Annotated in this window: 13 protein-coding genes; 5 read left to right on the top strand and 8 right to left on the bottom strand. The window is 70.9% G+C overall.

The features are described 5' to 3' along the window. Positions 1 to 72: 72 nt before the first annotated feature. Positions 73 to 969, bottom strand: coding sequence for a carbohydrate-binding protein (locus AV521_RS11015; RefSeq protein WP_076087057.1), 897 nt, complete (start codon positions 967 to 969; stop codon positions 73 to 75). Between the two features lie 117 nt (positions 970 to 1,086). After that, the gene (gene cdgB / locus AV521_RS11010) at positions 1,087 to 2,742 is read right to left on the bottom strand and encodes a diguanylate cyclase CdgB (protein ID WP_076087055.1); all 1,656 of its coding nucleotides are present in this window, start codon (positions 2,740 to 2,742) and stop codon (positions 1,087 to 1,089) included. Between the two features lie 311 nt (positions 2,743 to 3,053). Here cdgB and AV521_RS11005 point away from each other — a divergent pair, with 311 nt between their 5' ends. Continuing rightward, the gene (locus tag AV521_RS11005; protein ID WP_076087053.1) at positions 3,054 to 3,626 is read left to right on the top strand and encodes a flavin reductase family protein; all 573 of its coding nucleotides are present in this window, start codon (positions 3,054 to 3,056) and stop codon (positions 3,624 to 3,626) included. A gap of 181 nt (positions 3,627 to 3,807) precedes the next feature. Here AV521_RS11005 and AV521_RS11000 read toward each other — a convergent pair whose 3' ends face one another. After that, complete coding sequence (locus AV521_RS11000) at positions 3,808 to 4,692, bottom strand: sigma-70 family RNA polymerase sigma factor (RefSeq protein WP_256725503.1); 885 nt, start codon at positions 4,690 to 4,692, stop codon at positions 3,808 to 3,810. Between the two features lie 159 nt (positions 4,693 to 4,851). Further along, the gene (arfB, locus tag AV521_RS10995) at positions 4,852 to 5,289 is read right to left on the bottom strand and encodes an alternative ribosome rescue aminoacyl-tRNA hydrolase ArfB (protein ID WP_076087051.1); all 438 of its coding nucleotides are present in this window, start codon (positions 5,287 to 5,289) and stop codon (positions 4,852 to 4,854) included. 150 nt (positions 5,290 to 5,439) lie between these two features. Between arfB and AV521_RS10990 the strand changes: the two genes are divergently transcribed. Continuing rightward, on the top strand, positions 5,440 to 6,015 hold the full coding sequence (locus tag AV521_RS10990) for a TerD family protein (RefSeq protein ID WP_076087049.1): 576 nt from the start codon (positions 5,440 to 5,442) through the stop codon (positions 6,013 to 6,015). A gap of 88 nt (positions 6,016 to 6,103) precedes the next feature. Here the strand turns inward: AV521_RS10990 and AV521_RS10985 are convergent, their stop codons facing one another. After that, a complete protein-coding gene (locus tag AV521_RS10985; RefSeq protein ID WP_076087047.1) occupies positions 6,104 to 7,507 on the bottom strand; it encodes a M1 family metallopeptidase in 1,404 nt (467 codons plus the stop codon). Between the two features lie 53 nt (positions 7,508 to 7,560). Here AV521_RS10985 and AV521_RS10980 point away from each other — a divergent pair, with 53 nt between their 5' ends. Continuing rightward, positions 7,561 to 8,061: a hypothetical protein gene (locus AV521_RS10980; protein WP_076087447.1), complete on the top strand. Its 501-nt coding sequence runs from the start codon at positions 7,561 to 7,563 to the stop codon at positions 8,059 to 8,061. A gap of 34 nt (positions 8,062 to 8,095) precedes the next feature. Here AV521_RS10980 and AV521_RS10975 read toward each other — a convergent pair whose 3' ends face one another. Further along, complete coding sequence (locus AV521_RS10975) at positions 8,096 to 8,788, bottom strand: pentapeptide repeat-containing protein (protein WP_179023001.1); 693 nt, start codon at positions 8,786 to 8,788, stop codon at positions 8,096 to 8,098. 201 nt (positions 8,789 to 8,989) lie between these two features. On the opposite strand from AV521_RS10975, the gene AV521_RS10970 reads away from it, so the two are divergent. Next, on the top strand, positions 8,990 to 10,150 hold the full coding sequence (locus tag AV521_RS10970) for an NAD(P)-binding protein (protein WP_076087043.1): 1,161 nt from the start codon (positions 8,990 to 8,992) through the stop codon (positions 10,148 to 10,150). Between the two features lie 49 nt (positions 10,151 to 10,199). Beyond that, positions 10,200 to 11,171, top strand: a complete 972-nt coding sequence (locus AV521_RS10965) for a zinc-binding dehydrogenase (RefSeq protein ID WP_076087041.1) — start codon at positions 10,200 to 10,202, stop codon at positions 11,169 to 11,171. A 27-nt stretch (positions 11,172 to 11,198) separates the two neighbouring features. Here AV521_RS10965 and AV521_RS10960 read toward each other — a convergent pair whose 3' ends face one another. Together AV521_RS10960 and AV521_RS10955 are read right to left on the bottom strand one after the other, a co-directional pair. Next, positions 11,199 to 11,678 (bottom strand): GNAT family N-acetyltransferase, encoded by a 480-nt coding sequence (locus AV521_RS10960; protein ID WP_076087039.1) that lies wholly within the window; start codon positions 11,676 to 11,678, stop codon positions 11,199 to 11,201. Positions 11,679 to 11,719: 41 nt separating this feature from the next. Next, on the bottom strand, positions 11,720 to 13,126 hold the full coding sequence (locus AV521_RS10955; protein WP_076087037.1) for an FAD-binding oxidoreductase: 1,407 nt from the start codon (positions 13,124 to 13,126) through the stop codon (positions 11,720 to 11,722). Positions 13,127 to 13,136: the final 10 nt, after the last annotated feature.

The following is a 13,136-nucleotide window of genomic DNA, read 5'->3' as shown; positions in this document are numbered from 1 at the left end:
GTTCACAATGTTCGACAGCCGCCGGAAATCAACACCACGGCGGCTGTCTTGCTTGACGGACCGCATCGGCCCCTACTTGGTGATGTAGAGCTGGTCCAGGACGGCGTTGCACTGGTTGCCGTTCTGGCAAGCGATCTGGATCGTATTGGTGCCCTTGTTCAGGTCCACGTTCGACCAGGTGGTCTTCCAACCCTGCTCCCAGTCACCTTCGGGCGTGCCGCCCCCGAAGTTCTTCATGTTCAGTGGCCGCGAATCTGCCTTGTTGTTGACCACCAGAGTCGCGTTGGCGTCCACACCCGGGATGCCGTAGCGCACGTACAGCCGGTAGGTGCCGGCATTCTCAATGTTGTTGACCGTCCAGGTGACCGTTGCTCCGACGTGGTTGAAGCCCGTTACATAGACACCACCGTTGGCCTTCGAGCCCTTGATGTCCGACGCCGTCGTCACACCTGGCCCGAGCTGCAGCGTGCTCGCGTCCGCCTTCGGCAGCTCCCCGCTCGCCGCCGAGCTGCTCCCCGACGGGCTCGGGCCTTGGCTCTGGGACTGGCTCGGAGTCGTGCCCGCCTGGTTGCCGGTCTTCTTGTCGTCGTTGCCGTTGAGCATGGCGACGCTGATGCCTATGACGACCGCGGCGACCACCGCGATCGCGCCGATCAGCAGGCCCTTGGTGTTCGGGCCGCGGCGGTCGGGCGCGGGCGGCGCGGACCGGGGGGTGCTCGGCGGGGTGCCGCCCGGCATGGTCTCCGGGGCCTGGTAGTAGGCGTTCGGCTGGCCGTAGGCACCCTGCTGCTGCGGGATGGTCGACTGGCCGTACTGCCGCTCGCCGACCGCACGCACCCTGCTGACCGAGTTCGGGTAGCCGTAACCGCCGGACGGCGGCTGGGCCCCTCTGGCCTGGCCGTCTGCGTACAGATAGCCGAACGGGTCGTCGTCCTCGGGCGTGCTCGGGCTGTTTTCGCCGGGCGTCATCCCTTGGTCTCCTCAGCAGGTGCGGGTGGATGCGATACAGGTCTGGAAAGGCGAGCCTACCCGCTCTGACTGAGCCAAACGGGTGACTCGAATCCCATCAAGTCCCTGACCTGCGGATCACCCGGCGCGTCGGTGTTGTTTGGGACGAGATCGTTTCTCTACGTACATACTCTCGTCGGCTGACTTCAACACTTCGTCCGCAGTCATGCCGCAGTGTGCCCAGCCGATGCCGAAGCTCGCGCCCACCCGGACGGCCCGTCCCTCGGCGCGGATCGGCTGGATGATCTCGTTGCGCAGCCGCACGGCGAGGTCCTGGGCGTCGGCCCGGCCGAGGCCGTCGGCGAGGATCACGAACTCGTCGCCGCCGAGCCGGGCGACCGTGTCACCGTCGCGGACACCGCGCGTAAGGCGCCGGGCGACCTCGATGAGTACCGCGTCGCCCGCGTTGTGCCCGAAGCGGTCGTTGATCGACTTGAAGCCGTCCAGGTCGCAGAAGAGCACCGCGAGGCCCTTGGTGCCGTCGTCGTGGCCGTCCTCGGGGGCGACGGTGTGCACATGGTGGTCGTAGCCGTCGTACCCCTCCGTGCCCGGCCGGAAGTCGAAGCCGTGGCCGGCGGGGGGGTCGAAGGCGGGGTGGCCGTAGGCCGCGTCCAGGGACTCCAGCTCGCCGGCGTGGGCCGGGCGCCGGCACAGCCGGGACGACAGGCGCGAGCGCAGCTCGGCGGAGTTCGGCAGGCCGGTGAGGGAGTCGTGGGAGGCGCGGTGGGCGAGCTGCAGCTCACGGCGCTTGCGCTCCTCTATGTCCTCGACATGGGTGAGGAGGAAGCGGGGCCCGTCGGCGGCGTCCGCCACCACGGAGTTGCGCAGGGACACCCAGACGTACGTCCCGTCCCGGCGGCCCAGGCGGAGTTCCGCCCGGCCGCCCTCCGCCGAGGTCCTGAGCAGGGTGCCGATGTCCTCGGGGTGGACGAGGTCGGAGAAGGAGTAGCGGCGCATCGCGGAGGCGGGGCGGCCCAGCAGGCGGCACAGGGCGTCGTTGGTGCGCAGGATGCGGCCGTGCTGGTCGCCGCCCATCTCGGCGATCGCCATGCCGGAGGGCGCGTACTCGAAGGCCTGCCTGAAGCTTTCCTCACTGGCCCGCAGCGCCTGCTGCTCGCGCTCCAGGCGGACCAGTGCCCGCTGCATATTCGCGCGTAGACGCGCGTTGCTGATCGCGATGGCGGCCTGGAAGGCGTACATCTGCAGGGCCTCGCGGCCCCAGGCGCCGGGACGGCGGCCGTTGCGCGGCCGGTCGACCGAGATGACCCCGAGCAGCTCGCCGGAGGAGCCGCCCTGCACGCCCGGCGTGTACATGGGGGCGAAGAGGCGGTCGGAGGGGTGCCACTCGTCCTCGAAGCGCGGCGCGGGCCCGTCCGTGTACCACTGGGGTACGTCGTCATCGTCGAGCACCCAGCCCTCGGTGTGCGGGATGAAGACCAGGTCGCCCCAGTTCTCGCCCATGTGCAGCCGTCGCTCCCAGGACTCGCGGGAACCGACCCGGCCGGTGATCAGGGCCTCGGCGGCGGAGTTCCCGGAGAACCCGGCGACGACGAGATCGCCGTCGGGGCGGACGAGGTTCACGCACGCCATCTCGTATCCGAGGGCGTTCACCACGCCGTCGGCAACGGTCTGCAGTGTGTCCGCCAGGCTGCGTGCCGTGTTCATGTCGGCCATGACCTGGTGCAGCTGCCGCAAGGACGCAAGACGGACGTACGGCTCCGACTCGGTCTCCATGCTCGCCCTCCCCCCGAGACCTCGCAGCGAATCAAGGGTTGTCTTCGGCGCTTCTCTGAGGTGCCTCTTACGGTGCTGTCTGAGTTTCCCCGCCACTGAATCACAGCGCGCTGCCCACTCGGTACACAGGGTCAACAATTCCTGCCTCTTGTGACTCAAGTCACAGAAGAACATGAACAATTGAGTGGAGTTTCTGTGTTTTGCCGATGGATTTACTGTCCCGGTCCCGCCCCTTCGGCCGATGGTCCTAGGACCCGGCTCGGGCGAACGCCCGATGCGGCTCGCACGGAGCGGAGATTAGCGTTTCCGGCGTGCTGAAGACGCCCTCACCCACCGCCTCCGCCGCTTCCGGGCATGCTGAGGGGGTGAGCAACGACGAGTTCCGGGCCGCGATGTCCCGACTGGCCGCCGGAGTGGTCCTGGTGACCGCCCAGGAGCCGCCGCTGGACCCGGACGACCCGTGCGCACCGGGCATGGAGGACGTCGGCATGACCGCCACCGCCTTCCTGTCGGTCTCCCTCGACCCGCCATTGGTCCTGGTCAGCCTGCGCGAGGGCTCCCGCATGGACGACCTGCTCGACGAACAGCCCCTGTGGGCGGTGTCGGTGCTCACCGAGAGCCAGCGGCACATCGCGGGCCGGTTCGCGATGAAGGGCCGGATCAGTGACCGGCTGCTCTTCGAGGACATCCCCTACGTCCGCGGCGAGGCCACCGGCGCCCCGCTGGTCGACGGCGCGCTGGCCACGCTGGAGTGCCGCACCGAGCAGCGGGTGACGGCGGGCGACCACACTCTCGTCATCGGCCGCGTCCTGACCGCACACGTCCCGAGCGCGGAGGGCGGCCCGCTGCTGTATTTCCGGGGCCGGTACCGCCAGTTGGACTGAGCGACGAAGTTCTCGATTCCCGCGGCGTAAATCCGGTATCCAGGCTTTACGCCCCCCTTACCTCCGTCTTCACGGATGATCTTCACACCCGGAAACGCCCCCAGGGTTTCCGTACACCCAACGGCACGGCATTACCGAGGAGTTGACGCAACAAGCCCCCCGGCCAAGCCGACCGCCGGGGCTACGCCGGCTCGATCGTCAGTGTGGACAGGTCCGTCGGGTTCGTGACCACGTCGATGGATGTGATCCGGTCGGCGGCGAAGGTGAACGTCAGGACGCGCTCGACGCGCCCGTCGACGTACACGACCAGCCCCGTCGCGCCGTCCACCAGCACCGGCTGAGCCACCTTCGCGAGATGCGCGAAGCTCTTCGCCCCGGAGGCCACCCCGACCGCTCCCACCGTCGCACCGGCCTCGCTCCGCGCCACCACATCGGGATCGAGTACGGCCAGCAGCCCGTCGAAGTCACCACCCCGCGCGGCCGCCAGAAACGCGTCGACGACCTCCCGCTGCCGCACCAGATCGGCCTCCGGCGCATCCGCCCCCCGCACCCGCCGCCGCGCCCGGCTGGCCAGCTGCCGCGCCGCGGCCGGGCTGCGCCCGAGGATCCCGCCGACCTCCTCGAACGGCACCCCGAACAGATCGTGCAGCACGAACGCCAGCCGCTCGGCCGGCGAGAGCGTGTCGAGGACGACGAGCAGGGCCACCCCGACCGAGTCCGCGAGCACGGCGTCCTGCGCCGGGTCCGGTTCGACGGCGGGCCCCGGACGCCAGGTGTCCAGCGGCTGCTCGCCCCGGGAGCGGCGGGAGCGGAGCATGTCGAGGCAGACCCGGCCCACCACGGTCGTCAGCCAGCCGCCGAGGTTGCCCACCTCACGGGCGTCGGACCGGCTCAGCCGGAACCACGCCTCCTGCACCGCGTCCTCGGCCTCCGCGGCCGAGCCGAGCATCCGGTAGGCGACGGCCCGCAGATGCCCCCGGTACGCCTCGAACCGCTTGGCGAGAAGGTCGTCGTCGCGGTGCTGCTCGTTGTCGCTCATCGGGGTCTTCGGCCTCTCCGTCGCCATCGCTGGTCCTCTACCTCACTGACGATCGACGGGCCGGACATGTGACGGGCTCACCGGCTGGACGCGGGCATCGACATGCCGAGCGGCAGCCGTCGTACGCCCGAGGTCGACCTCGTATGCCCAGGGGCAAACCTCGTATGCCCGAGGTCAGGCGTCCGCTCACGACCAGTCGCGGCCGGTGCGGCCCCGCTTGGTCTCCGAGCGCTGTTTCTTCTCCCGCAGCCGGCGTTCGTTGATACCGCGCGGGATCCGGGTCGGCCGGCGCGGCTTCGGCGGGGGCGCGCTGGCTTCCGCGAGGAGGGCGGCGAGGCGTACGGCTGCGGTCTCGCGGTTGCGCCACTGGGAGCGGTGCTCGGAGGCCCGTACGACGACGACCCCGTCGACCAGCCGCCCAGCCAGCCGCTGCAGCGCCCGCTGCTTCCACACCTGGGGGAGCGCCTCGGTGTGCGCGAGGTCGAAGCGCAGCTCGACCTGCGAGTCGCTGGTGTTGACGTGCTGTCCGCCGGGCCCGGACGACCTGGAGAAACGCCACGTCAGCTCGGCCTCGGGCAGCGAGACCGAACCACGGATGATGTAGGGCCCGGACATGCGTCCCATGTTCCCGGTCCGGCCCGCCTCGCGTCACCCCGTTTTCACCCTCGGTAAAAAAGGTAAAGGCATCCGGAACCACCGGGACCCCCCTCGGCGTTCTTCGGGGTGACGGTTAGCTTCGTCGGCACAGAAACCTAAGGGGAAGGACTCCCAATCATGGCTGTAAGCCTGTCCAAGGGTGGCAACGTCTCGCTCACCAAGGAGGCTCCGGGCCTGACCGCCGTCACCGTCGGCCTCGGCTGGGACGTCCGCACCACGACCGGCACGGACTTCGACCTGGACGCCTCCGCGATCGCGGTCAACGCCCAGGGCAAGGTCTACTCGGACGCGCACTTCGTCTTCTTCAACAACAAGCAGACCCCGGACAACTCCATCGTCCACACCGGCGACAACACCACGGGCCAGGGCGAGGGCGACGACGAGGCGATCAACGTCAACCTGACCGCGCTCCCGGCCGACATCGACAAGGTCGTCTTCCCGGTCTCCATCTACGACGCGGAGAACCGCGGCCAGAACTTCGGCCAGGTCCGCAACGCCTACATCCGCATCGTCAACCAGGCCGGCGGCGCCGAGATCGCCCGCTACGACCTCTCCGAGGACGCCGCCACCGAGACGGCCATGGTCTTCGGCGAGCTGTACCGCAACGGCGCGGAGTGGAAGTTCCGCGCGGTGGGCCAGGGCTACGCCTCGGGCCTGGTCGGCATCGCCAAGGACTTCGGCGTGAACGTCTGACAGACGCCGCGCCGGGCTACGGCAGTGCCTCGCACCGGCCCCAGGACCAGCGAGGCACTGCAAGGCGTGCGGATGGTCATGAGCGGGGTCACGGATGGGCCGGCTTGCCGTCGCCGTACAGCCAGTCCTTCCAGATCTCGCTGAAGTCCTGGCCCGGGGCCTTCTTCTCCACGTACGCGGTGAAGTCGGCGGTGTCCGCGTTGCCGTAGCGGTGGGCGGCGGCCCAGCCCTGGATGATGTCGTAGAAGGCGTCGTCGCCGACCTTCTGCCGGATCTTCTGCAGGACCATCGCGCCGCGCTGGTAGACGGGGCTGTCGGAGATATGGGCGGCGCTCGACGGTTTCGCCGGCGGGTAGGCCCAGATGGCGTCGTTGTCGCCGTTGTAGTAGTCCATGAAGGTCTGCTGGGCGCTCTTGCCCCCGTGGTCCTCCCAGTACAGCCACTCCGCATAGGTGGCGAAGGCCTCGTTGAGCCACATGTCCTGCCAGGACCTGGGGGTGACCGAGTTGCCGTACCACTGGTGGGCGAGTTCGTGCACGAGCGTATCGGTGTCGAACTGGTCGGCGGGGAAGACGGGCCGGTTCTGGGTCTCCAGGGCGTAGCCGGCGGCGCCCGGGCCGGCGACGATCGCGCCGGCGGAGGAGAAGGGGTACGGGCCGAAGTTGATCTCCTCCCAGTGGATTATGTCGGGAAACTTCGCCAGCACGTCCTTGGTGTCCTTCGCCTGGGTGGCCTCGACGGCGGTCAGGATCGGCAGGCCGTGCGGGCCCGTGCTGCGGGCGATGTCGTAGTGACCGACGGCGACCATGGCGAGATAGCTCGCCATGGGCTGGGCGGTGTGCCAGTGGAAGGTCGTACGGCCGCCCTTGGTGGACTGGTCCGCCAACTCGCCGTTGGAGACCGCCTGGAGCCCCTTGGGGACGGTGACCCTGACGTCGTACGTCGCCTTGTCGGAAGGGTGGTGATTGCCGGGGAACCAGGCCATGGAGCCGACGGGTTCGCCGAGGCCGAGGGCGCCGTCCGCGCTGGGCAGCCAGCCCTCCTTCGAGCCGTCGGGGTCGGCGAGGGTGCGCGGGGTGCCCGAGTAGCGGACGGTGGTGCGGAACGTTTCTCCTTTGCTCAGGTCGTCGTGCGGCCGGACGGTGAGTTCCTGGCCGGCCCGGGCGAAGCGGGCCTGTTTGCCCTCCACGGTGACCGAGTCCACATCCAGCCCGGCGAGGTCGAGATTGAAGGCGGACAGATCCTGGGTGGCGCGGGCGGTGATCACCGCCGTGCCGGTGAGATGACGGCCGGCGGGGGTGTAGTCGAGGGTCAGGTCGTAGTGCCCGACGTCGTAGCCCCCGTTGCCGGCCTTCGGGAAGTACGGATCGCGTACGCCGGAGCCGCCCGGGGTGCCGTGGACCCCGCCGACCCCGCCGCCGCACGCGGTGGTGGTGAGAGCGAGGGTGAGCAGGGCCGCGGCGGCCGGGACAAGGCGTACGGATCTGGACATGTCAGTGATCTTATGTGCCGGGGTGTGTGCCGAAGCGTGTCACCATCTCTTCCGTGCTCGACATCGGCTACGCCCTCTCCAACCGGTTCCCGGACCCCCCGCAGACCGACTACCGCCGCGCGGACGTCCGCGCGCTGCGCCACGACCTGTTCTGCGGTGACGTGTATCTCGCGGACACCAAGACCGACCGGGAGCTGTCCACAGCCTGGGGATGGGTGCCGGTGCTGGACTTCGCGTGGGCGCTGTGCGACATCGCGGAGCGGCTGGACCGGGATCCGATGGGCTCCCGCGCCGCCCGGCCGCAGCGGGCGGAACTGGACTTCACCGAGTCCACCGACCGGATGCTCTTCGAGCGCCGCTTCGGCTGGGTGGACATCACCGCCGACTGGGCGCCGGCCGAGGAGTCCCCGCTCTCCTTCTCCCACACCGAACTGCGCCGCGAGGCCCGCGACTTCCTGCACGACCTGATCGCGGACCTCACCGACCTCCATGAGGACCTCGCGGAGAATCCGGCCGTCTGGACCCTGCAGGCCCGCTTCCCCCGAGTGCCGTAGCGCCTGTTCGGCGGATCAGGCGCCAAGCCAAGCCCTACTCCACCCGGATCCCCAGCTCCGCCGCCAGCACCGGTGCCAGATCCAGCAGTTGCCCGGTGCTGATCACGGCCCCTGACAGCCGGTCCAGTCCCCGCACGATCTCCAGCGGAGCGGCCCCCCGCAGGTCCACGTCCTTCAGCGTCGCGCTGCCGAAGTCGGCCTCTCTCAGCGCACAGTCGACGAACTCCACCCGCTCCAGGGTCGCGCCCGCGAAGTCCGGCTCGACCAGGACGCAGGACTCGAACACGACGTCCTTGAGGCGGGCCTCGCGCAGGTTCAGATAGTCGATCTTGCCGCCGCGCACCACGACCCGCTCCAGGACGGCGCCGTGCAACTGTGTGCCGCCCAGCCGGGCGTCGACCAGCTCGACGTCCCGGAACGTGGACTCGGCGAGATGCGTCCCCACCCCGCGCAGCCCCGTCAGGACCGAGTCCAGCACTCTGGCCCGCCCCAGCGCCGTCCCGTCCACCACACAGTCCGTCAGCGCACAGTCCATGAACCGGGCGCCCACGCCGTCCTGCCCCGTCAGGTCCGCGTCCCTGAACTCCAGCCCGTCATAGTCCCCGTCGGGCGCCAGCTCCCCCTCCTGCCACGGCTCCAGAGGCGGCAGCCGCAGCTCCGGCCGTCGCGCACCCTTCACCCCTGCCCGGCCCGCCGCACGGCCGCCGCCCGTCGCTCTCCTCGCCATGTCCCCCATGCTGCACCCCACCACTGACAATCCACCTGACCTGGAAAAACGCGGACAGTGTCACATTCCGGCGCCCCCTCGCCGTCGTAGTCACGACCGGTCGTACCCACAGCCGTGCAGACCGGCCGTGCAGACCGGCCGTACGCGTGCAACAGCCGTACGCGTGAACCAGCCGAACCGACCCGAGGGAGAACCCGCCCCATGCCCCACATCACCGTCATCGGAGGCGGCTTCGCAGGACTCGTCGCCGCGATCACCGCCGCCGAGGCAGGCGCCGAGGTCACCCTGTACGAGGCCCACCACACCCCGGGCGGCCGCGCCCGCACCGCCGAGGGCCCGTACCGCACCAACGAGGGCCCGCACGCCCTCTACAACGGCGGCCCGCACTGGACCTGGCTCAAGCAGCGCGACCTCATCGGCCCGCTCGCCCCGATCCCGCCCCTGGACGCCGCCCGGCTGCGGCTGCGCCACCACGGCGCCCTGCGCCGCACCCCGCCCTTCGGAATGCTGAAGCTGCTGCGCCCCGGCGTCCGCCAGGCCCCCGCCGACGCCGACTTCCTCAGCTGGGCGACCGGCATCGCGGGCGAGGAGGGCGCCCGCGCCGCCGCCCACTACGCGGCCGTCGCCCTCTTCCATCACGACCCGGGCGCCCTGTCCGCCGCGTTCGTGCAGGAACGCCTGCGCCGGGCCACCAAACTGCCACCGGAAGCGCACTACCCGGTCGGCGGCTGGGGCCCCCTGATCGGCCGGATGGCCGCACGGGCCGGAAGCCTGGGCGTGCGGGTCGAGACGCTGTCCCGCGTCGACGAACTGCCCACCGGCACGCCCGTGGTCGTCGCCACCTCGTTGCCCGCCGCCCGGCGGCTGCTCGGCGATGACTCGCTGACCTGGCCGAGCGGCCGTACCGTCCTGCTCGACCTCGCCCTGCGGGCCCGGCGCGGCGACCCCTTCATCCTCTCCGACCTCGACGCGACCGGCTGGTTCGAGCGGTGCACGGCGCCGGACCGGACTCTCGCTCCGGCCGGGGAACAGCTCATCCAGGCGCACCTCCCGATCGGGCCGGACGAGACCCGCGCCGACGGGCTGGCCCGCGCCGAGGAACTGCTCGACCTGGGCTTCCGGGACTGGCGCCGGCGGCTGACCTGGCGGCGGGAGGCCGTGGCGGACGGCCGTACCGGGGCCGTGGACCTGCCGGGCAGCACCTGGCGGGACCGGCCCGCCGTCGACCGGGGCGACGGCGTGTACCTCGCGGGCGACTCGGTGGCGGCGCCGGGCGTGCTGTCGGAGGTGTCCTTCAACAGCGCGGTCACGGCGGTCTCCCTGATCCTCGGCCGACCCGCGGTTGACCTCAAGCGTGCTTGAGGTCGCAGGGTGGGCCGGGAAGAGACAGCCGTCCTCCTGGGGGAACACCATGTACGCCGTCCGCCTCCACGCCTTCGGCCCCGCCGAGAACCTCACCTACGAGCCGGCCGAGGACCCGCTGCCCGCTCCCGGCCGGCTGCGGATCGCGGTGGCCGCGGCCGGGGTGCACCTGCTCGACACGGCCCTGCGCGCCGGGCACCAGGGCCCGCTGCCCGAACGGCCCGCACTGCCGACCGTGCCCGGCCGGGAGGTCGCCGGAGTCGTGGACGCCCTCGGCGCCGGAGTCGACGGACTGTGGCTGGGCAGACGGGTCGTGGCCCACCTCGGCTTCGCGCCCGGAGGCTACGCCGAACTCGCCGTCACCGATGTCGACCGCGTGCACGAGATCCCGGAGAACCTGGACTTCGCCGAAGCGGTCGCCATGATCGGCACCGGGCGCACCGCGCTCGGCATCGTGCAGTTCGCCGAGCCGGGACCGGACGACGTGGTCGTCGTACCGGCCGCCGCCGGCGGCATCGGCACCCTGCTCGTGCAGTACGCCGAGAACGCCGGTGCCACCGTGATCGGGCTCGCGGGCGGCGCCGCGAAGGCCGCCCGGGTCCGGGCGGCCGGCGCCGATCTCGCCGTGGACTACACCGACACCGCATGGCCTGCGAAGGTCCGCGCGCACCTGGGCGGACGCCCGGCCACGATCGTCTACGACGGTGTCGGCGGCGAGGTGGCCCGCCAGGCCGTCGCCCTGCTCGGACCCGGCGGGCGGCACCTGGTCTTCGGCTGGTCGGCACAGGGCATTGCAGAGGGCGAGGGGTACCTCGTCGAAGGGCTCTCCGAGTCCGTGCTCGGCCCGGCGATGCTCCGCAAGGCGGGCGGCCTGCGCGCGCTCGAACTGCGTGCGCTCGCCGAGGCCGCCCGCGGCCGGCTCCGCCCGGCCGTCACCCGCTTCCCCCTCGCCCGGGCCGCCGCCGCACACCGCGCACTGGAGAACCGAGGCACGGTCGGAAAGGTGGTGCTGGAGCCATGAGCCACCGGCCGAGCACCCGCACCGCGGTCAGTGGCCCGAGCCCAGCGCCGTCAGCGCCCCGTCCGTGAGCCGGTACACCGTCCACTCGTCCTGCGGACGCGCTCCCAGCGCCTCGTAGAAACCGATCGCCGGCCGGTTCCAGTCCAGCACCGACCACTCCAGACGCTCGTACCCCCGCTCCACACAGATCCGCGCCAGCTCCGTCAGCAGCGCCCGCCCGTGGCCGCCACCCCGCGCGCTCGGGCGGACGTACAGGTCCTCCAGGTAGATCCCGTGCGCCCCGCGCCACGTCGAGAAGTTCAAGAACCACAGCGCGAACCCGACCGGCTCACCGCTCTCGTCGTCCAGCGCCATGTGCGCGAAGGCAGCCGGCCGCTCCCCGAACAACGCCTCCCGCAACTGCTCCTCACTCGCCCGCGCCTCCTCGGGCGCCTTCTCGTACTCGGCCAGCTCACGGACGAGGGCGTGGATGACGGGGATGTCGGCAGGGCTCGCGGTACGAATCATGAGGGGAGGCTAACCGGGCCCACCGTGCCGGGGCACTCCCCTCAGTGCCGCCCCGCCACCCGGTCCGCCGCCTTCGCCAGCCGGGAGGACTCCGTCCTCGGCCGGAGCCGTTCGCGCTGGTCGGCCGTGCGGTAGGTGGCGTACATGCCGTGGACGCCGAGCCAGCGGAAAGGTTCCGGCTCCCATTTGCGGACCTTGTGGTTGACCCAGGGCAGGTCGGTCAGTTCGGTGCGGCCGCCCTGGCCGGAGTCCTGCTGGACCAGGTCGCGCAGGACGCGGCCGGCCAGGTTGGTGGTGGCGACGCCGGAGCCGACGTAGCCGCCGGCCCAGCCGAGGCCGGTGGAGCGGTCGAGGGTCACCGTGGCGCACCAGTCGCGCGGCACGCCGAGGACGCCCGACCAGGCGTACTCCACCCGCAGGCCCGCGAGGGACGGGAAGAAGCGGGTGAGGATCTCGTGGAGGGCGTCGATGGTCGCCTGCTGGGTGCGGCCGTCGTTGTCCGTCCGCGAACCGAAGCGGTACGGCACCCCGCGGCCTCCGAGGGCGATACGGCCGTCGGCGGTGCGCTGGGCGTACATGTAGGCGTGGGCCATGTCGCCGAGGGTCTCCCGGCCGTTCCAGCCGATCGCGGACCACTGTTCCCCGGTCAGTGGCTCGGTGGCGATCATAGAGGAGTTCATGGGGAGCCAGGTGCGCTTCTGGCCCTTCAGGGACGCCGTGAAGCCCTCGGTGCAGCGCAGGATGTAGGGGGCACGGACGGTGCCGTACGGCGTGACGGCGTGTTTGGGGCGGATCTCCGTCACCGGGGTCGACTCGTGGATCACCACGCCGAGGGCCTCAACCGCGGACGCGAGACCCTTGACGAGTTTCACGGGGTGCAGCCGGGCGCCGTGCGGGGTCCAGGTGGAGCCCACGGCGTCGGCTATCCGGATCCGTTCGGCGGTCTCGCGGGCGCCGTACAGTTCGCGGTCCTTCTCACCGTACGACAGCTCGTGCTGGTGGAAGGCCTTGAGGCGGGCCAACTGGGCAGGTGTGGTGGCCACTTCGAGGACACCGCCCTTGTGTATGTCGGCGTCGATGCCCTCGGTCCCGGCGACCGTGATCACCTCGGCGACGGTGTCGTTCATGGCCTTCTGCAGCCGTACGGCGGCCTCGTGGCCGTGCAGTGCGGCGTACCGGTCGCGGCCGGCGATGCCGTTGTAGAGCCAGCCGCCGTTGCGGCCGGAGGCGCCGTAGCCGCAGAACTTCTGCTCCAGGACGGTGATGCGGAGGTAGGGAGCGGCCTTCTTCAGGTAGTAGGCCGTCCACAGGCCGGTGTAGCCGCCGCCGACGATGACGACGTCGGCGGATGCGTCGCCGGGCAGGGGTTCCCGTACGGCCGGGAGGCCGTCGTCCGCGTACCAGTAGGAGATTCCGCCGTTGACGACACTGCTTGCCGAGCTGCTCATGGCCGGGACG

Source organism: Streptomyces sp. IMTB 2501 (genome assembly GCF_001953885.1).
GTDB lineage: Bacteria > Actinomycetota > Actinomycetes > Streptomycetales > Streptomycetaceae > Streptomyces.
This window is presented reverse-complemented; position numbering and strand designations above follow the sequence as displayed.

What these genes read in the sequence shown, in the direction of transcription:
- arfB (WP_076087051.1), bottom strand. Translation starts at nt 5,289, where the DNA reads ATGGGACGCATGTCCGGGCCCTACATCATCCGTGGTTCGGTCTCGCTG.
- AV521_RS10970 (WP_076087043.1), top strand. Translation starts at nt 8,990, where the DNA reads ATGCCCCACATCACCGTCATCGGAGGCGGCTTCGCAGGACTCGTCGCC.
- AV521_RS10960 (WP_076087039.1), bottom strand. Translation starts at nt 11,678, where the DNA reads ATGATTCGTACCGCGAGCCCTGCCGACATCCCCGTCATCCACGCCCTC.
- cdgB (WP_076087055.1), bottom strand. Translation starts at nt 2,742, where the DNA reads ATGGAGACCGAGTCGGAGCCGTACGTCCGTCTTGCGTCCTTGCGGCAG.
- AV521_RS10965 (WP_076087041.1), top strand. Translation starts at nt 10,200, where the DNA reads ATGTACGCCGTCCGCCTCCACGCCTTCGGCCCCGCCGAGAACCTCACC.
- AV521_RS11000 (WP_256725503.1), bottom strand. Translation starts at nt 4,692, where the DNA reads ATGGCGACGGAGAGGCCGAAGACCCCGATGAGCGACAACGAGCAGCAC.
- AV521_RS10955 (WP_076087037.1), bottom strand. Translation starts at nt 13,126, where the DNA reads ATGAGCAGCTCGGCAAGCAGTGTCGTCAACGGCGGAATCTCCTACTGG.
- AV521_RS11015 (WP_076087057.1), bottom strand. Translation starts at nt 969, where the DNA reads ATGACGCCCGGCGAAAACAGCCCGAGCACGCCCGAGGACGACGACCCG.
- AV521_RS10990 (WP_076087049.1), top strand. Translation starts at nt 5,440, where the DNA reads ATGGCTGTAAGCCTGTCCAAGGGTGGCAACGTCTCGCTCACCAAGGAG.
- AV521_RS10985 (WP_076087047.1), bottom strand. Translation starts at nt 7,507, where the DNA reads ATGTCCAGATCCGTACGCCTTGTCCCGGCCGCCGCGGCCCTGCTCACC.
- AV521_RS10975 (WP_179023001.1), bottom strand. Translation starts at nt 8,788, where the DNA reads ATGGCGAGGAGAGCGACGGGCGGCGGCCGTGCGGCGGGCCGGGCAGGG.